The 18,552-nt window shown below is 39.4% G+C and carries 12 protein-coding genes; 10 read left to right on the forward strand and 2 right to left on the reverse strand.

What is annotated here, in order from left to right; translation table 11 throughout:
• Positions 1 to 127: 127 nt before the first annotated feature.
• Positions 128 to 2,200: a beta strand repeat-containing protein gene (locus tag EGI31_RS03980; RefSeq protein ID WP_255035864.1), complete on the reverse strand. Its 2,073-nt coding sequence runs from the start codon at positions 2,198 to 2,200 to the stop codon at positions 128 to 130.
• A gap of 183 nt (positions 2,201 to 2,383) precedes the next feature.
• Complete coding sequence (locus EGI31_RS03985; RefSeq protein ID WP_255035865.1) at positions 2,384 to 3,247, reverse strand: AraC family transcriptional regulator; 864 nt, start codon at positions 3,245 to 3,247, stop codon at positions 2,384 to 2,386.
• A gap of 219 nt (positions 3,248 to 3,466) precedes the next feature.
• Here EGI31_RS03985 and EGI31_RS03990 point away from each other — a divergent pair, with 219 nt between their 5' ends.
• The 10 genes from EGI31_RS03990 to rlmF all read left to right on the forward strand — a co-directional run bounded on the left by EGI31_RS03990 (position 3,467) and on the right by rlmF (position 18,456).
• Positions 3,467 to 4,624: a Gfo/Idh/MocA family protein gene (locus EGI31_RS03990; protein WP_255035866.1), complete on the forward strand. Its 1,158-nt coding sequence runs from the start codon at positions 3,467 to 3,469 to the stop codon at positions 4,622 to 4,624.
• 17 nt (positions 4,625 to 4,641) lie between these two features.
• Entirely contained in the window at positions 4,642 to 6,027 is a 1,386-nt protein-coding gene (locus EGI31_RS03995; protein ID WP_255035867.1) for a Gfo/Idh/MocA family protein, read from the forward strand.
• A gap of 238 nt (positions 6,028 to 6,265) precedes the next feature.
• Positions 6,266 to 9,355 carry a SusC/RagA family TonB-linked outer membrane protein gene (locus EGI31_RS04000; protein WP_255035868.1) on the forward strand — a complete coding sequence of 1,030 codons (3,090 nt, stop codon included), beginning with the start codon at positions 6,266 to 6,268 and terminating at the stop codon, positions 9,353 to 9,355.
• A 13-nt stretch (positions 9,356 to 9,368) separates the two neighbouring features.
• Positions 9,369 to 11,036, forward strand: a complete 1,668-nt coding sequence (locus tag EGI31_RS04005) for a RagB/SusD family nutrient uptake outer membrane protein (protein ID WP_255035869.1) — start codon at positions 9,369 to 9,371, stop codon at positions 11,034 to 11,036.
• Between the two features lie 77 nt (positions 11,037 to 11,113).
• On the forward strand, positions 11,114 to 11,995 hold the full coding sequence (locus EGI31_RS04010; RefSeq protein ID WP_255035870.1) for a sugar phosphate isomerase/epimerase family protein: 882 nt from the start codon (positions 11,114 to 11,116) through the stop codon (positions 11,993 to 11,995).
• A gap of 116 nt (positions 11,996 to 12,111) precedes the next feature.
• Positions 12,112 to 13,452, forward strand: coding sequence for a 3-keto-disaccharide hydrolase (locus EGI31_RS04015; RefSeq protein ID WP_255035871.1), 1,341 nt, complete (start codon positions 12,112 to 12,114; stop codon positions 13,450 to 13,452).
• A gap of 60 nt (positions 13,453 to 13,512) precedes the next feature.
• The gene (locus EGI31_RS04020; RefSeq protein ID WP_255035872.1) at positions 13,513 to 15,537 is read left to right on the forward strand and encodes a glycoside hydrolase family 3 protein; all 2,025 of its coding nucleotides are present in this window, start codon (positions 13,513 to 13,515) and stop codon (positions 15,535 to 15,537) included.
• Positions 15,538 to 15,620: 83 nt separating this feature from the next.
• Positions 15,621 to 16,958 carry a Gfo/Idh/MocA family protein gene (locus EGI31_RS04025; protein ID WP_255035873.1) on the forward strand — a complete coding sequence of 446 codons (1,338 nt, stop codon included), beginning with the start codon at positions 15,621 to 15,623 and terminating at the stop codon, positions 16,956 to 16,958.
• 107 nt (positions 16,959 to 17,065) lie between these two features.
• Positions 17,066 to 17,491 (forward strand): hypothetical protein, encoded by a 426-nt coding sequence (locus EGI31_RS04030; protein WP_255035874.1) that lies wholly within the window; start codon positions 17,066 to 17,068, stop codon positions 17,489 to 17,491.
• 53 nt (positions 17,492 to 17,544) lie between these two features.
• A complete protein-coding gene (gene rlmF / locus EGI31_RS04035) occupies positions 17,545 to 18,456 on the forward strand; it encodes a 23S rRNA (adenine(1618)-N(6))-methyltransferase RlmF (protein WP_255035875.1) in 912 nt (303 codons plus the stop codon).
• The last annotated feature ends 96 nt before the right edge of the window (positions 18,457 to 18,552 follow it).

Raw genomic sequence — 18,552 nt, forward strand, 5'->3', positions numbered from 1 at the left:
GTTATTATTGGCAGAGAATTAACAGTTATTGAAGTAGTGGCAGAGCTTGAACAACCATTCAAAGAAAGTGTAACTGTATAAATCCCGCTTTGGTTAAGGGATGCCACACTTATTGTAGGATTTTGAATTAGCGAACTAAAACCGTTTGGTCCTGACCATGAAAAATCTCCACTTCCTGTTCAGTCCAAGAATAGTCACCGCCTCCGGAGGAAGTCAGGTTTATAAGATTTCCTTCACATATGTTTTGATTCGAATTTATGGTTATGTTTGGTAAAACATTTACTGTCACGGCTGTTGTAGCACTAGTTGTACATCCATTTGCGGTTACAGTTAAACTATATGTACCAGACTTGTTTGAGGTAGCACCCGTTATTGAAGGGTTTTGTAATGTAGAAACAAAGCCGTCTGGCCCAGTCCACGAATAGTTTCCTCCTCCAGTTGAGGTTAAAGTAATGTTTTGACCCTCACACAACGTCTGAACTGGAGAAATACTAATATTTGGTAAAGTGGTTACTGTTATATTAAAAACCATGTCTCTTGAAGTTACGCCATCAGAAACTCTGATGGTGAAGGTTTCAATACCAGCAAATGAAGAATTTGGTGTATAACTTAAACCATTTGGAGTCACAGTTCCGCCATTTGAGCTTGATGTAGCGTTAAATCCTGCCAAAATTCCGTTTGTAGGACCAGTTACAATACTCCAAGTCAAGGTCTGCCCTACATCTATATCGCTGACTGTTAGTAGATTGTTTAATTGATAAAAACCAGAGTTTTGACAGATGGTTTGATTTTGTGGGCTACTCAATGAAAAACTGGGCTCATTATTTATGATATAAGTCTGGCCCGCTGAAAACCCACTAGTGATGGCGTTTCCAGAATTATCGACAATGGATGTTCCAGAGTTTTTAAGTGTAATAGAGAGCGTCCCAGCACCTGAAATATTGTTAACTGTTACATTATAGAATAAACTACCTAGTGAGGAGAAACCAGATAAATTTCCTTGGACATTGCCTGTGGTTGCGATGCTAAAGTCGGTTAGATCTACTCCTGAAACAGCCTCAGAAAATACAACCCTAAATGTTACAGTATTAACATTGGTAATTTGAGTATTCGGATTACTTCTATTAATTCCTGAAACTACCGGAGCTACGTTGTCGTATTGAATCACAAAACTCGACGGTGCAGTATTTGAATTATTTACCGCATCAAGAAATGAGTTTGCGTTAACTGTTACATTCACTGTTCCGTTGTTTGTAGGGATTAAGTTTGCAGTGTAATTCTGCCCACTTCCTGCAAAATTGGCTATTGAACCGTTTGTTACGTTAAAATCAGTAAAGTCCAAACCTGTAATATTCTCACTTGCAGTGATGGTCAATGGAATAGGACTCACATTGGTAGGGCTATTTATAATGCTACTTATGTTTATTGTCGGGGGCGATTTGTCAATATTGTAGGTATCTCCTGTATTGAATGGCTCATTGGCTAAGGTTGGACTTAAGCCCGTGTCATTGACTAAATTTAGTCTTATAGTCCCGTCTCCGCTACCAGTATTTACAGAAACATTCCAAGTGGTGCCCGAGCCAGAAACAGAACCTACAGAAGCTCCTGTTACTCCAGTTGTAGTTAGACTAAAATTACTTGCAGAGAGTCCGGTAATGGCTGAAGAAAACGTGACTGTAAAATTTACTGATGAAGCATTTGTAGGTGAGGTATTGGCTCTAACTATAGAATTGACATTAGCCGAAACAACGGGAGCGAAAAGAAGGGTGGCATACAATGGCACGTTTGTTCCTCCTGCTGTTGAGCAATTATTCCCACCAGTTTTTTCATTAAGTTGGATTCTATAATTGCCTCCTGTAACGAATGTATGTTCTATCTGAGAGCGAGTGCCGCCAGTTCCGCAGAAATTATCATTGAATGCAATAGAAGTGGATGAGCTTGAAGGGAAAATGGTCAAATAAGTGTCGATTGAGGCGTCGCAAACATCAAATCTCATTTGAGCCCCAGCGGGAACATTTTGCACTTCTACATATTCTCCCGCCCAAACTGCATTGTAAAGCAAGTTTCGATTGCCCACAGTATAATTACTCACATTGGTATTACCTGATGTGCCAAATGATGGAGTATTGTTAAAAGGACATTGTGCTTGGCTGGCGAATATAACCGCCAGAAATAGAAAAAGAGTAAAGAGATTCTTCATGACAATTTGGGTATTAATCATTTAAAATCTCCAAGTTAATACCTGCCTTCAGGTACAATTTTTACTGTTTATCCACTGGTGGTTTATACCAGTTCAAGTGCAGAAATAATTATCAGAAAAGACATTATAACAAGTTTATCTCCATTTATTATATTCCTTTTCTTGTTAAGACAGACCCTCCTTTTAATCCAAATAATTCATTCTGTAAGCTAATGGAGTGATTTTCTTTATAGCCTTAAATTGACGATTGAAGTTTGATAAATTATAAAATCCACTGTCAAAAGCAATCTGCGAAATACTCAGTTTATCGTTTTGTAGCATTTTACAGGCATATTCTATCCTGATATCTGTCAAGAAATTAGAGAAAGTTTTCCTTGTTCTTTTCTTGAAATACCTGCTAAAAGCCGACTCACTCATGTTGGCCAACTGAGCCACGTCGTCAAGTCTTATTTGATTTTTAAAGTTTTCACTAACATGCTCCAAAACTTTTTTTATACGATCCGAATCTACTTCGTTTCTTATCTGAATAGGGTCTGTTGACAAAAATTCAATGTCCTTGCTTTTGGCCATATCGTCAAGTACCTCGAGAAATTTAAGAAGGCGAGCCATGCCTTCCAAGTTGAACATTTCTACAAATTTTGGGTGTATGTTTGCTGAGGTTTCTTTGCTAAACTGCAGACCTCTCTTAGCTCTTTCCAAGAGGTTTTTGATATTGTAACTTTCTGGGGTTTCCCAAAACTGATTTCCAATAAAGTCGGCATTGAAATGCACTACCATAGATTTCGCTCTCAGATTTGGGTTGTTTTTCATGTAAGCCTCATCGCTTTTATAATAATGGGGCAAGAAACTACCAATCATACACAGATCGCCGGGCTCAAAGTCTGTTATGCTGCTACCAACATATTTTTTTCCTGTACTTTCCAACATCAGAACTATCTCTATTTCAGGGTGATAGTGCCATGGAGTAGGAAAGTTTGGTCCATCCATTTTTATCAAATTGAATGAAGTATCGGCCGGGTTCGAAATCTTTAGGAGTTGAGGTTTCATGATAAATTGGTATTTATTTTCCAAAAATATTATATCGCTGTCATATAATCACCATGTACTCACCTGTTTTTAAGACTATTTTTACACAAAGCTTAAATTTACTGTCAAAATATCACCACAATAAGCATCTGCTTAGTAGTTTTTGAAAATTGTTAGCCCTATTTTTGTTAAAATTCTTATAATAAATAATACTTTTATAAGAGAAATTTAACCTTAAATATGAAGAAACAACAAGATAGGAGAAGTTTTTTAAGAGATAGCTCGTTAAAACTGTCGGGCTTGGGTATGTTGCCCTTCATGGCCGATTTAGACTTGAATCTGAAATTTTACAAAGAAAAATCTCCCAATCTAGTTAAGACGCTCGCACCAAAAATAAAGTTTGGAGTCATAGGCATCAACCATGGACATATATACTCTATGGCCAACGCCGTTATCAGAGGTGGGGGAGAAATGGTAGGTTTTTATGCCAAAGAAAATGACTTGGCAGCGGAATTTTCTAAGCGATTTCCAAACGCTCCTCGTGTAAACGATGAAAACATACTTTTGGAAAACAAAGAGATTCATCTGATACTTAGTTCAGCTATTCCAAGCGAAAGAGCAGCCATCGGTATCAAAGCCATGAGAGCAGGAAAAGACTACATGGTAGACAAGCCAGGTCTTACTGACCTCAAACAACTCAAAGAAGTCAAGAAAGTCCAGAAGGAAACTGGTCGAATATTTTCAATAGTTTACAGTGAACGTTTCGAAAATCGTGCGACCGAAAAAGCCAGCGAATTAGTAAAAGCAGGTGCCATAGGCAATGTATTGCAGACCATTGGTATGGGTCCACATAGAATGAATCCCAAAACAAGACCTGAGTGGTTTTTTGAAAAGAAATATTTCGGAGGTATAATAACTGACATCGCATCGCATCAGTTTGACCAATTCCTGCATTTTACAGGTTCTACATCGGCACAAGTTGTGGCCTCTCAGGTTGGGAATTTCAATAATAAACAATATCCGACTTTCGAAGACTTTGGCGATGTGATGCTCAAAGGTAACCAAGGCATGGGTTATATACGAGTAGACTGGTTTACGCCAGATGGTCTCAAAACTTGGGGCGATGGCCGATTGACAATTCTCGGAACAGAAGGTTTCATTGAGATCAGGAAAAATATCGATATCGCTAGAAAAGACATAGGTAATCACCTTTATATGGCCAATAACAAAGAGACGGCCTACTTCGATTGCAGTGAGTATCCACTTTCTTATGGAGAAAGGCTTGTAAATGACGTGGTGAATCGAACTGAAACTGCCATGACGCAGGACCATTGTTTCTTGGCCATGGAACTTGCCCTGAAAGCCCAAAGTAAAGCCCAAAAAATCGAAATCGTTTAAATCATCAATATTCAATCATGGAAAGAAGAGAATTTCTTAATAAAACACTAAAAACGGCCGCACTCGGAATAACAATGCCTACCATAGTGCCTTCCTCGGTTTTTGGCAAAAACGCACCAAGTAATAAAGTAAATATTGGGCAAATAGGTTGTGGTAGAATAGCCCGTGACCATGACTTGGCCAGTACTTTAAAACATGATTCTGCCAGAATAATGGCCGCTTGTGATGTGGATAGAAATAGACTAGAGGACGGCAAAAAGCTAATTGATGGTTTTTATGCTAAAAAAATGGGTAATGATAAATACATGGATACCAAAATGTATGACGATTACCGCGAAATGCTTCTTAATAAAGATATTGATGCTGTAATGATAAGTACGCCTGACCATTGGCATTCGCAGCCAGCCATGGAAGCCGCCTTGGCCGGAAAGCATATCTATTTACAGAAACCAACTTCTCTTACCATTTCAGAAGGCAGACAGTTGGCTCATATTGTTAACAAAACAAGGGTTGTCTTTCAAGTGGGAACTCAGCAGCGTTCTTCTCCACAATTCAGAATAGCAGCCGAGTTGGTGCGAAATGGCAGAATAGGCAAATTGCATACCGTAAAAATAGGTTTGCCAGGAGATCCTTCAGGCCCACCTGCACCTGAAATGCCTATACCAAAAGGCTTCAATTACGACATGTGGTTAGGTTCTACACCAAAGATGCCCTACACCGAGATTGGTGTTCATCCACAAAAAGGATACGACAGACCAGGTTGGCTCAGAATGGAGCAGTTTGGAGCCGGTATGATTACTGGTTGGGGTCAACATCATTTTGATTCTGCGGCTTGGGGAATGGATACAGAACTTACCGGACCAATATCAGTTGAAGCGGTGGCGGAATTTCCGAAAGCAGGACTTTGGAATGTTCATGGAGACTTTATGGTAAAAGCCGAATATGCCAACGGAATCAGCATGTACACCAGTGGTGGTTTTACAAACGGTATTAGATACGAAGGAACTGAGGGGTGGATTTTCGTATCACGAGGAAACTATGTGGCCTCTGCAAGTGATCCTGTGACGGCAGCCAAAAGTGCGAAAGCATTAGATGCCAGCGACCCTAAAATATTGTCTTCGGTTATTAAAGACAACGAAATAAAACTACAAGTAAGTGAAGAACACCATCTCAACTGGCTGGAAGGTATCCTAAACAAAACACCAGTACTTTCGCCAGTAGAAATTGCCCACCGTGCATGTTCGGTTTGCTTGGTCAGTCATGTGGCTATGAAAATTCCTGGAAAATTAATTTGGGATCCAAAAACCGAAAGATTTACGAACAACGAAAATGCAAATAAAATGCTAAGCCGACCCCAAAGAGCTCCTTACGGAACTGATAAAATTTTTGCAAAAGCCAAGTAGGTTTTTAAAAATTTTTATTATAACACTTTATCGACACTTTTTTGACTATTGTCGTCAAAATCGTATCATAAATTGCTTTTTTATTGGAAGGTAAGTCATCTACGCCGTGCTAATTTTGTATAAATTCTAAGAAAAATGTACTTTTTCCAAGATTGTACAAATTTTCGCAAAATTTCATTAGTATAAATTAACTTAGAACAATTAAGATTTTTTCAATTTTTTAACCAATTTTTTAACTATGAAGAAAAGTTTACTTTTCCTTTTTGGAGTGCTTTTTTGCCTCCAATCGCAGTTTGTAGCAGCTCAGTCTAGAGCGGTTACAGGCAAGGTAACGGATGCTGGTGGCAATGGTCTTCCAGGTGTGAGTGTAACGGTGAAGAGCTCTACAAATGGAGCTGTAACGGATGGTGATGGAGCTTTCAGTGTAAACGTGCCAAGTGATAAAAACACCTTGGTATTTTCTTACATTGGATATGTTTCGCAAGAGGTAACTATTGGATCGAAAAGCCAAATCAATGTATCCCTAGTTGAAGATGCAACCGCCCTTTCAGAGGTAGTGGTAGTAGGATACGGTACTCAGAAAAAAAGTCAAATGACAGGGGCTATTTCGCAAGTGACATCGAAGCAAATCACTGAAATGCCACTAACTAACTTAGGACAAGCTTTACAAGGTCGTGCTGCAGGTGTGGACGTTTCTCAGTCTGGTTCTAAACCTGGTTCAGCACCAAGAATCCTTATTCGCGGTCGTAGATCATTCAACGCGGGTAACGATCCTCTTTATGTAGTAGATGGTATTCCACTTTCTGCTGGTTATGAAGACATAAACCCTAACGACATCCAGTCGATTGAGGTACTAAAAGACGCTACTGCGACTGCCATTTATGGTGCTAGAGGTGCGAACGGTGTAGTATTGGTGACAACCAAAAGAGGTGGAAACAAAGGAAAAACTACTGTAACTCTGGATACTTACGCTGGTGCCTCAAATGCCTACAGTAAGTTAGAGCTTTTTTCTGGAGAGGAGTTTGCTGAATATGTAAGAGAGGCCTATAGAGCCACTAACCTTTACAAGGATGCTGCTGGAAATGCAGTGCCAACCGGTAAATCAGATCCGGCAGCAGATGCTAAAATAGCTGTATTAGGAGGTGATCCTAACGTAGCAGCAGGTATTGCCGCTGGAAGAAATACCCAATATCAGGATCTTATTCTAAGAACTGGTATGATGCAAAACCATACAATTGGTATTCAAGGCGGTAACGATAGAACTTCTTTCTATATTTCTGGTGGATTTTTCCAAGACAAGGGAATCACTAAACTTTTAGATTTTACGCGTCATTCTCTTCGTGCGAACATTGACCACCAAGTAAATAAAAGATTGAAAGTAGGTATATCATCTTACATGATGTATTCGGTAAGAAATGGTGAAAACCTTAACCCTTATGGCAATACCCTTAACGCCAACCCACTTGGTGCTGCATTCAATGCAGACGGTAGCTTAATATTTGAGCCAACAAACGATGCCCTCCTATCAAACCCACTTTCTGAGGTGGTTGATGGAGTAAACATTGATAATACGAAGAAGTACAGAATTTTTAACTCTATTTATGCTGAAGTTAAAATAATTGATGGTTTAACTTACAGACTAAACCTTGGCCCTGATTTTACGCACCAACGTTGGGGTAGATTCATAGGTTCTGAAACCAATGCTCGTCGTCGTGGAGATGCCCAAGCATTCAACGAGAATCGTTTCGGTTTCAACATGACAATGGAAAATATCTTGAACTACAGCAAGACCTTTGGTAAACATACTTTGAATGTTACAGGTGTTCAATCAATCCAAAAAGATAATTTTGAAAGATACAGAACTGAGGTGCAAGGAATACCTGCACAAGCACAATCATTTTACAGTTTAAACTCTGCTACGTCTGTTTTGGGTGTTCAGTCAGGTTTGGTACAGTGGACTATCAACTCATTTATGGGTCGTGTGAATTATTCATTCAACGACAAGTATTTGATTACTGCTACCATGCGTCGTGATGGATCTAGCCGTTTCGGAGAAAACACCAAATATGGTAACTTCCCTGGGGTAGCTATTGGTTGGAATATAACCAACGAAGACTTCATGAAGAACGTGACTTTCATAGATATGTTGAAGCTCCGTGCAGGTTGGGGTAAAGTGGGTAACCAAGGGGTTGCTCCTTATCAAACTCAAGGTTTATTAGCTCGTACAACTTATGCTTTCGGTGCAACTGGAGCATTTGGATTTAGACCAGGAACTATCAGTAACCCTGATTTGAGATGGGAGTCATCTTCCAATGCCAACATTGGTTTAGATTTCTCAGTACTTCGTGGACGTGTACAAGGATCCTTGGAATTATACGAAACCAATACCAAGAGCTTATTGTTGAACGACTTCTTGCCAGGTTCAGTGGGATTCAACTTCTTCAGTAACAACGTAGGTCATACAAGAAACAAAGGTATAGAGTTAGGAGTAACTACCGTTAATGTGAATTCCAAGAATGGATTTAAGTGGACAACAGATTTCCAATTCACCAAAAACATAGAAGAAATCGTTGAATTGTACAACGGTAAAGTAGATGACTTGGGTAACAGATGGTTTATTGGCTATCCATTGAATACTTATTTTGATTGGAAAAAAGATGGTATCTGGCAAGCTAATGAAGCTGATCAAGCAAAAGCTTATGGATCTGAGGTAGGTCAGATTAAAGTTCAAGATAATAATGGACGAGATGCCCAAGGTAATCTTACAGGCCAACCTGATGGAAAAATTAATGCCGATGACCGTACACTAATTGGTACAGATGTGCCAAAATGGGCGGGTGGTCTTACAAACAGATTCGAATTCAAAGGTTTTGATTTGAGTTTCTTCTTATTTGGTCGTTTTGGCAATACTATTTTGTCTGGTTTCCACAGAAACCAACTACAGTTGGCTGGTCGTTACCAACAAATCAAAGTTGATTACTGGACTCCAAACAATCCAACCAATGAGTTTCCTCGTCCAAAAAGCAACCAAGAGTTCCCAGTTTATAACTCTACCTTGTTTTACTATGATGGTACTTTCATAAAGTTGAGAAACATCAACTTTGGATATACATTTAGTAAGGGAATTGCCAAGAAAATCGGTGCAGAATCTGTTCGTTTTTACTCTTCAATTCAGCAGCCTAAAATTTGGTCAAGCTATATGTCTAAATACAATGGTGTAGATCCTGAAGCGGCTATTACTACCTCGGCAACAGGCTTAACAGCTGTTACTAGTGATGTTACACCGTCTACAACTGTAACTACATTTGGTTTAAATATTAAATTCTAAAGCATTGATTATCATGAATATAAATAAATTAAAAGGATTTGCATTGGGTGGTTTGTTGCTTATGAGCACCTCTTGCCAAGATTTACTGAAAGAGGAAGTAATCTCTAACATTGGTAATGATTATATGAATACAGCCAAAGGATTTGAGGATGCCACAAAGGCTGCATATTCTTCGCTGAGAACATTTTACGGTACACAATTGGGTCTTACTTTGACTGAGTATGGTACCGACATTTATGCCACTGGAGCCGATGGTGGTTATAAAGGATTTCATTTCTATGATAATCAAATCCAACCAACGGTTGATTATTTGAATATTCTATGGGACGAAATGTATAGAGGTATTAATACTTGTAATGCTGTTATCGAAAGATCAGCTGCGGTTACAGGTGTTTCTGATGCCACAAAAAAATTGAGAGTTGCAGAGGTGAAGTTCCTTAGAGCCCACTATTATTACATTTTGCTTCAGCAATATGGTCCTCTTGATTTGAGATTAACAGAAACTTTGGCCCCAACAAAGGAATCTAAGAGAAATAGTGAAGCAGAAGTTTATGCTCAAATCATCAAAGATTGTAATGAAGCCATTGCTGATCTTGAAAACAAAGCTCACTCTGCAGATTACGGTAGAGCCACCAAGGCTTCGGCAGAAGCTCTTTTAGCTAAAGTGTATTTGGCAAAGGCTTATGGTCCAAATAAAGCAGCAGATGATTTTCAGAAGGCAGCGGACTTGTGTACTAACCTGATTACCAAATATTCATTTAAATTATTGGATGATTTCGCAGCGGTACATAACGAAGATAACCAACAAAATGCTGAGGTAGTTTTTGCGGTTCAATATACTACTGACCAAATCTCTAACGCTACTAATGTTGGTGGTGAAGGCGGTGGCGGTAACAACCTACATTTGTATTTCGGTATGCAGTATGATACCCAAGCAGGTATGGTACGTGACGTTTTCTATGGTAGACCATTCAAGCGTTTGAGACCAACAAATTTCCTTCTGAATACAGTTTTTGCTGATAGAGTGAATGACTCACGTTACAAAAAGTCATTTAGAGATACTTGGAAATCAAACAGCCCTGGTACCTTCAATACTTCTTTTGATAACTCAAAAGCCAAAGTAACTTTTGCTGCTGGAGATACTACCATCTTTATTCCTGGATATGAAATGAGTAAAGAAGAAAGAGCGACAAAGAAATATCAGGTATTGGTGCCAAGTGCTTACAACGAAGCACTATTCCCAACTTTGCAAAAATTCTTTGATACCAAGCGTTCGGACAGAACAGAGCCAAGAGGTTCAAGAGATCATTTTGTTTGGAGATTGGCTGACATTCATTTGATGAGAGCAGAGGCTTTGTTCCAATTGGGTAAAAAAGCAGAGGCTTTGGCAGATGTTAACGCCGTTCGAGAAAGAGCAGCTTGGCCAGGGAAAAAAGAAGCTATGAGGATTACGCAAGATCAACTTACATTTGATTTCATAGTAGATGAGCGTGCTCGTGAGTTGGCAGGTGAGCAAACACGTTGGTTAGATTTGAAGCGTTGGGGACTTTTGGTTGATAGAGTTAAAAAACACAATCCACAAGCCTCAGCTGTTGCGGAGAAGCACTACCTTCGTCCAATACCACAAACACAAATTGACCGTGCAGTTAAAGGTTCATTTGCACAAAACCCAGGATATTAATATTTCTTAATTTATTCCTAAAGAAAACCCCGGAGCAATTCGGGGTTTTCTTTTCTAATATTCAACCAAAAAATATCATGAACAGACGTACATTTATTCAGTCAGCAGCAAGCTTGGTTTTAGCATCACAATTTGATGCCTTTGCAGCCAAATACAATCAAAAGATGGCTTATTCGGCCATCACATGGAGTGGAAATGACTTGGTAGCCATTAAGGATATTGCTGCATTAGGTTTTAAGGGTATCCAACTCAGGTCCAATACTTATCCCATTTTCAAGGATAAACCTGAAGATTTAAAAATAACCATTGATTCGGCAAAGTTAAATTTGGCGATGTTTTCTAGTGGAAATGTGGGCATAACTGATGATATTTCTAAAGATACAGAAACACACCTAAATCACGCAAAATTCATTAAAGCCTTGGGCGGCCATTCATTGCAAATAACAAATACCTCAAGACCGAAAGACAGGCAGCCAACCAAAGAGGAACTAATCAAGTATGCCAAGAATATGTCGGCTGTGGCGAAGGCTGTCTTCGAAGAAACAGGAATTCAGCCTGCCTATCATAACCACATGCATCAGCTTGGTGAAACGCCTGAGGAAATAGAAATCATAGTCAACGAAATGGATACTAGATATATAAAATTGTTGTTAGATGTGGCCCATTATCACCAAGGCGGCGGAGTACCAGCCGATGCCGTTTTGAAATACAAAGACATTATTTATGCTACGCATATAAAAGATACCCGCCCCGACGCAGAGAACAAGTCAGGATACAGATTTGTTGAACTTGGACAAGGTAAAGTTGACTTTCCAGGAATCTTCAAGAATCTAAACAAGATTGGTTTTAAAGGTTGGAATATCATAGAATTGGATTCTGTTCCGGTGAAAGGAAGAACTGCTTTGGAGTGTGGCCAAATTAGCAAAACCTATTTAGAAGGAATAAAGGTGAAATTTTAACACCTTTCTAATGTAAACTGTTAAGAAAGCATCAAAATTTCATATTTTTTCGCTTTTTCTATATCATTTAGGAATAATAATATTAGGTAATTTTGAGTAATATTCATCTAAAAAATATGAAAAAACTAATATTGTTATTCTTTTTGTTTTCTACTGGCTTGTCAGCACAAAAATGGACAAGCCTCTTTGATGGTAAAACCCTGAAAGGTTGGACCCAAAGAGGTGGTAAAGCAGTTTATAAAGTTGAAAATGGCCAGATTGTAGGTCAGACTGTTAGCGATACCCCAAACTCATTTCTTTGTACAGATAAAGATTACGGTGATTTTATTCTTGAACTAGATCTCAAACTCGACGATGAAATGAATGGCGGAGTTCAGTTTCGAAGCTTGTCTAAACCAGATTATCAAAACGGAAGAGTACATGGGTACCAAATGGAGGTGGATCCATCTACAAGAGCCTGGTCAGGTGGTATTTATGACGAAGGTCGCAGAGATTGGTTATATAACTTAAACCACAATCCAGCCGGCCAAAAAGCATTTGTTAAACTTGGTTGGAACAAATACCGTATCGAGGCCATTGGTAATATACTAAGAACATTTATAAACGGCATACCTACAGCACATGTTATTGACGACATGACCGCCAAAGGGTTTATAGCCCTTCAAGTCCATTCTATATATGCAGCCATGAAACCCGGTATGACTATCCGCTGGAAAAACATCAGAATTCAGACTGAAAATCTAAAGCCAAGTCCTTTGGATGAATGCCCAGTAGTTAATCTTCTGCCAAATAATATTTCAGAACAAGAAAAAGCTCAAGGCTACAAATTACTTTTTAATGGTCAAAATTTTGACGGTTGGAAAAATGGAAGTAGCACGGCAGCACCAGATTCTCGTTGGAAAATAGAAAATGGTATTTTGGCCATAACTGCCAATACTGACAAAAGTCCTGGGGTTGATTTAATTTCAGAACAGAAATATGGAGCCTTCGAACTTCAGTTTGACTTTAAACTGACCGATGCTGCAAATTCTGGCGTAAAATACTTCGTCGAAATGCTTGGTGAAGAAGGAAAGAAATCACCGCTTGGTCTTGAGTATCAGGTATTAGATGACGAAAAACATCCGGATGCTAAACAAGGGGTGGTAGGTAATCGTACAATTGCCAGTTTGTATGACCTCATTCCTTCGGATAAATTAGACAAGCGTTTTCAAAAGAAAATAGGAGACTGGAACCAAGCACGAGTGGTAGTAATGCCAAATAATACAGTACAACATTGGTTAAATGGATTCAAAGTTCTTGAATATCAGCGAAATAGCAATATTTTTAAGGCACTTGTCGCGAGAAGTAAATATGCCAAAATTGAGGGTTTTGGATCAGGAGAAAAGGGCCACATTTTGTTGCAAGATCATAGCGATAATGTGTTTTTCAAAAATGTAAAAATCCGAGAAATCAAGTAAAGCTTTTTAAAACGCATTCTTTAATTCAAATTTTCAGTTAGCTAACAATTCTGGTAATTTATGAAAAAGACAATTTTTGTTTCTCTTTTTGCGATAAATCTGGTTTTTGCACAAAAACCTTCCCAACCTATTTTGGGCAGTAAAAATGGGAAGCTAATAAAATCAGGAAGTCTAGAGTTTAAAGACTTAAACAAAAACGGTACACTCGACAAGTACGAGGATTGGCGTTTGCCTGTTGATGTTAGGGTGAAAGACCTGCTTTCAAAGATGACCATCGAAGAAAAAGTAGGTTTCATGCTTATAAGTACCACCAGAATGGCCAACGATGGCGGCTTTGGTCCATCGGCTAATCCGAATGCCCCAATATCAAGCGGTTTCAACGAGGAGGATTTGGTACAAAATGTCAATATGTTTACTCGTAAACCACTGTCTGAGCCGAATATGTCTGCTTCAGGAACCACCAAAGCCGTTACAGAAAGACAGCTCAGGCATTTTATATTGAGAGCAAATACTTCGGCCAAAACAATGGCAGAATGGTCAAATAACTTGCAAGCACTTTGCGAATCCACAAGATTGGGTATTCCAGCAATTGTGGCTTCCAATCCAAGAAATCACATCACTACCGATGCCGCAGTGGGCTTGAGTGTAGGAGCTACGGCATTTTCAAAATGGCCCGGAGAACTCGGTATGGCTGCCATGCGTGATTTCAAACTTACCAGAGAGTTTGCAGAAATTGCCGCAAAAGAATGGACTGCAGTTGGTTTGCGAAAAGGATATATGTACATGGTTGACTTGGCTACCGAACCCCGCTGGAACCGCACCGAGGGAACCTTCGGAGAAGATGCAGATCTTTCTTCAGCCATGATTCGCGAGATAGTTTTAGGTTTTCAAGGAAATAAGTTGGGCAAAAATTCTGTAGCGATGACCACCAAACATTTCCCCGGCGGAGGCCCACAGGAAGGTGGACAAGACTCCCATTTTGACTGGGGAAAGTTTGCCCATTATCCGGGTGGAAATTTCAATGAACACGTGAAACCTTTCATTGCAGCCATAAATGCAGGTACTTCTTCTATAATGCCGTACTATTCAGCACCGAAAGGCAAGGAATTTGAGGAAGTTGGTTTCTCGTTCAATAAGGCCATTATTGATGATTTGTTGCGTAAAAAGTTAGGTTTTAAAGGCATTATAAACTCTGATACGGGCCCCATAGAAATGATGCCTTGGGGAGTAGAATCTCTAACTATCGAGCAGCGATATGTGAAAGCCATAGAAGCTGGAGTGGATATTTTTTCAGGAGCGGCTGATCCAACGGTATTGCTCAACACCGTAAAAAAAGGTTTGGTAAAAGAAAGTAGAATCAACGAATCTGTAAGTCGATTGCTCAAAGAAAAATTTGAATTGGGTTTGTTTGAAAATCCTTTTGTGGATGTCGAGAAAGCTGAAAAAATAGTTGGAAACGAAGAGTTCCAGCAAAAAGGCGATTTGGCATTACGTAAGTCAATCGTATTGTTGAGAAATGATGAGAAACTGTTACCCATTACAAAGAAAACAAAGGTTTACTTTGAATATTATAGAGAAGAAGGTGGAGGAAGAGGGCCTCAAGCCCAAGCTCCAAAGTCACCAATAAAAGTCCTGAAACCAGAAACGAAAGCGGACAACATTGAGTTCGTTTCTACAAAAGAGGAGGCTGATGTGGTTCTCTTGTGGCTTTTTCCAACCACAGGTGGCTTATTCAGTTCTGGAGGAAAACCTATAGAGTTGAGCCTTTCAAAAAACAAAGTTGATGTGACCCATGTAAATGAATTAATCAATAGCAAACCGACTGTTGTGGTGGTAAATTACACCAATCCTTGGGTTATTGATGAGATAGATAGGGGAAAAACCGCCACTGTATTGGCTACTTTTGGTACTTCCGTCGATGCTTTGATTGATGTAATATCAGGTAGATTTAACCCAACGGGAAAGATGCCTTTTGCAACACCAAGTTCGGAAAAGGCTGTCTCTGAAAACAAGTCTGACTTACCTGGAAGTAAGGAAAATCCTGGATATGCCTTATTTAATTTCGGCCAAGGATTGAGTTATTGATTTAATTTTTTTCAAGAAAAAACAGTAATATTTTTAATAAAACAGTATTTTTATAATTAGAAAACTTCAACCAAAATATCATAATGACAACAAGAAGAGAATTTGTTAAAAAATCGATAATGGCGGGCGTAGCCACTGGATTTTCTGTAAAAAGCTACGGAAAAATCATAGGTGCAAACGACCGCGTAAGAGTAGCATGTGTGGGTTTCTCTGACCGTCACCGTGCCTCCCATGTAGGCCCATTTGCAGCATTGCAAAAAGAAATGAACTTCGAAATGGTGGGCCTTTCAGACATCTGGAATCGCCGTCGTGAGGAAGGTAAGGCGTTTTTGGACAAACAGTTGGGAGCTAACGTACAAGTTTATAGAAACAACGAAGAGTTGTATGCTTCAAAATCTGTAGATGCCGTGATGATGTCAACAGCCGATTTTCAACATGCATTACATACCATCGAGGCCGTAAAAGCAGGCTGTGATGTGTATGCCGAAAAACCTTTGGCAGAAACTATGGCTGACAACCGTGCGGTATTGAAAGCCGTAAAGGATTCGAAAAAAATCGTACAAATCGGTTCGCAAAGACGTTCGGGAACCAACTATCATGCCGCAGAAGATTTTATCAAATCAGGTAAATTTGGCGATATCAAAATGGTGGAGTTGATGTGGAACGTTAACCAACCAGGTCGTTGGAGACGTCCTGATTTGGTTGCCAGCCTCAAAGAATCTGATGTGGATTGGAAGCGTTATTTGATGAACCGTCCTTATGAGAAATTTGACCCTCGTAAGTACTTAGAATACAGATTGTTCTGGCCGTACTCTTCAGGAATTCCGGGACAATGGATGAGCCACCAAATCGATACTGTTCACTGGTTCTCAGGATTGAGTCACCCAAGAAGTGTGGTGGCCAACGGCGGAATTTACCAATGGCAAGATGGCCGTACGAATGCCGATACATTAACGGTTGTGTTTGATTACGGTCCTGCTGACAAACCGCAAAATGGATTCCAAGTGCAGTTTACAAGTAGATTCTCAAACTCGGCTGGTGACACCAAAGAGCTTTACTACTCAAATGGCGGTATGATTAACTTGGACACGAACGAAATCTCTGACACAGGTGGTTTACGTGAGCGTGAAGCCAAAGCGATGGGAATGAAGGCCAACTTGCTTTCACCATTGAAATTGGAAGGAGACAAAGTAGCATCTGATGCCAACACTGGTGGTGATCCGTTGACATTTGCTCATATCAGAAACTGGATGGAGTGCGTACGTAGCCGCAAAACACCAAATGCTCCTATAGAAGCTGGTTATCAGCATTCAATAGCCACAATGATGTCAAACGCTGCTTACAGAACTGGCCTAAAAGTAACTTTCGATGCCAAAGCTCAAGAGATTTTGGTTGGCGGAAAACCTTGGAAGCCGTTTTGATAAGAAATTGATTTAAGTATTATAATGGAAGGAGAGTCTCTTGGCTCTCCTCTTTCATTTCCAACTAAATCTCTGTATTCTGAATCATTAATGAAAACGCTACAGTTATGATTCGACTATTGTTTCTTCTATTCGGTTTGGTTTTAAGTGCGGCACAATGTGAGGCCGATATTGATCCTGAACTTGTAAAGCTTGATGGAACGTGGAAATTATATAAAATTGGAGTCGGTTATCCAGCACCCAATAGTCCGACGGAATTAATTCCAACCGAAACAGAAACTTTGGAAATAGACGCAAAGGCCAGTACTTTAATAAGAAAAGTAAATGGCGTAGTGACGGAATCTACCAAAATAGAAATAGGGAATCATCCCAAAAGTTCTCCAAATCCACGTTTGGCCCTGGTTTTTTTGGAGTCCGAAACCTACTCTTTCTTAAGTATTGATGAACAAAAGGGTGAAATCGCTCTTTACCAAAAATGTCCTTTGGATGCTGAGTTGGCCGATGGGAGCACCTACTTTTATAAAAAGCAGTAGGTTTTTCGTTTTTGAGAGGTTTTGAGGCTAATTTTGGGACGAAATATTAAAAGATGCCAAGCAAAACATTCAAAGAAAAACCGTCTCTTCATCCCCGAAACAAGCACAAGGGTCAATATGACTTTAAAAGCTTGGTTACGGTTCTTCCACAACTGGAGGCTTATGTTTTTACAAACAAATTTGGCACAGAAACCATTGACTTTTCAAATCCCGAAGCAGTAAAAATATTAAATAAGTCTCTTCTGGCTTATTATTATGGGGTTAAGAACTGGGATATTCCAGAGGGCTATCTTTGTCCACCCATTCCTGGTCGGGCTGATTATGTGCATTATTTGGCGGATATTTTGATGCAAGAAAATGCTGGTAAGCTACCAGAAGGCAGCTCGATTAGATGTTTGGATATTGGGACGGGTGCCAACTGCATTTATCCCATCATCGGCCATCAGGAATACGGTTGGAGTTTTGTCGGAACAGATATTGATCCTCTTTCAGTGAAATCAGCCAAAGCTATTTTGGATTTTAATGAGGTACTTACAAACGGTATAGAAATAAGATTACAACCCCACAAGTCCCATTTTTTTGAGGGAATCATAAAAAAAGGCGAACGGTTCGATCTTACTTTTTGCAATCCGCCTTTTTATGCCTCGGCTGAAGAAGCTATAGAAAAAAACGTTCAAAAAAATCAAAATCTAACTGGTAAGAGACATTCGGAGCCATTACGAAACTTTGGAGGAAACGCCAGAGAACTTTGGTGCGAAGGTGGCGAACTGAGGTTTATCGTATCAATGATTCGAGAAAGTGTGAGATTTTCAGAAAATTGTAAATGGTTTACGAGTTTGGTTTCAAAAAAAGAGCATCTCGATAGAATTTATAAAGAACTAGAAAAAGTAAAAGTGAGTCAAGTCAAGACCATAGAAATGGCTCAAGGCCAAAAGATTAGCCGTTTGGTGGTTTGGAGTTTTTAAGTAGAGTGATTTTTCAAATCGCTGATAAAAGATACTTCCCCAATGATATTTTTACTATAATTTAAGCATAAGCTCTTCCTCCATTTCTTAGGTTTC

This window comes from Lacihabitans soyangensis, assembly GCF_024343775.1.
Classification (GTDB): Bacteria; Bacteroidota; Bacteroidia; order Cytophagales; family Spirosomataceae; genus Leadbetterella; species Leadbetterella soyangensis.

Excerpts from the sequence above, each read along its gene's own strand:
- EGI31_RS03980 (WP_255035864.1), bottom strand. The coding sequence starts at position 2,200 with ATGAAGAATCTCTTTACTCTTTTTCTATTTCTGGCGGTTATATTCGCC.
- EGI31_RS03985 (WP_255035865.1), bottom strand. The coding sequence starts at position 3,247 with ATGAAACCTCAACTCCTAAAGATTTCGAACCCGGCCGATACTTCATTC.
- EGI31_RS03990 (WP_255035866.1), top strand. The coding sequence starts at position 3,467 with ATGAAGAAACAACAAGATAGGAGAAGTTTTTTAAGAGATAGCTCGTTA.
- EGI31_RS03995 (WP_255035867.1), top strand. The coding sequence starts at position 4,642 with ATGGAAAGAAGAGAATTTCTTAATAAAACACTAAAAACGGCCGCACTC.
- EGI31_RS04000 (WP_255035868.1), top strand. The coding sequence starts at position 6,266 with ATGAAGAAAAGTTTACTTTTCCTTTTTGGAGTGCTTTTTTGCCTCCAA.
- EGI31_RS04005 (WP_255035869.1), top strand. The coding sequence starts at position 9,369 with ATGAATATAAATAAATTAAAAGGATTTGCATTGGGTGGTTTGTTGCTT.
- EGI31_RS04010 (WP_255035870.1), top strand. The coding sequence starts at position 11,114 with ATGAACAGACGTACATTTATTCAGTCAGCAGCAAGCTTGGTTTTAGCA.
- EGI31_RS04015 (WP_255035871.1), top strand. The coding sequence starts at position 12,112 with ATGAAAAAACTAATATTGTTATTCTTTTTGTTTTCTACTGGCTTGTCA.
- EGI31_RS04020 (WP_255035872.1), top strand. The coding sequence starts at position 13,513 with ATGAAAAAGACAATTTTTGTTTCTCTTTTTGCGATAAATCTGGTTTTT.
- EGI31_RS04025 (WP_255035873.1), top strand. The coding sequence starts at position 15,621 with ATGACAACAAGAAGAGAATTTGTTAAAAAATCGATAATGGCGGGCGTA.
- EGI31_RS04030 (WP_255035874.1), top strand. The coding sequence starts at position 17,066 with ATGATTCGACTATTGTTTCTTCTATTCGGTTTGGTTTTAAGTGCGGCA.
- rlmF (WP_255035875.1), top strand. The coding sequence starts at position 17,545 with ATGCCAAGCAAAACATTCAAAGAAAAACCGTCTCTTCATCCCCGAAAC.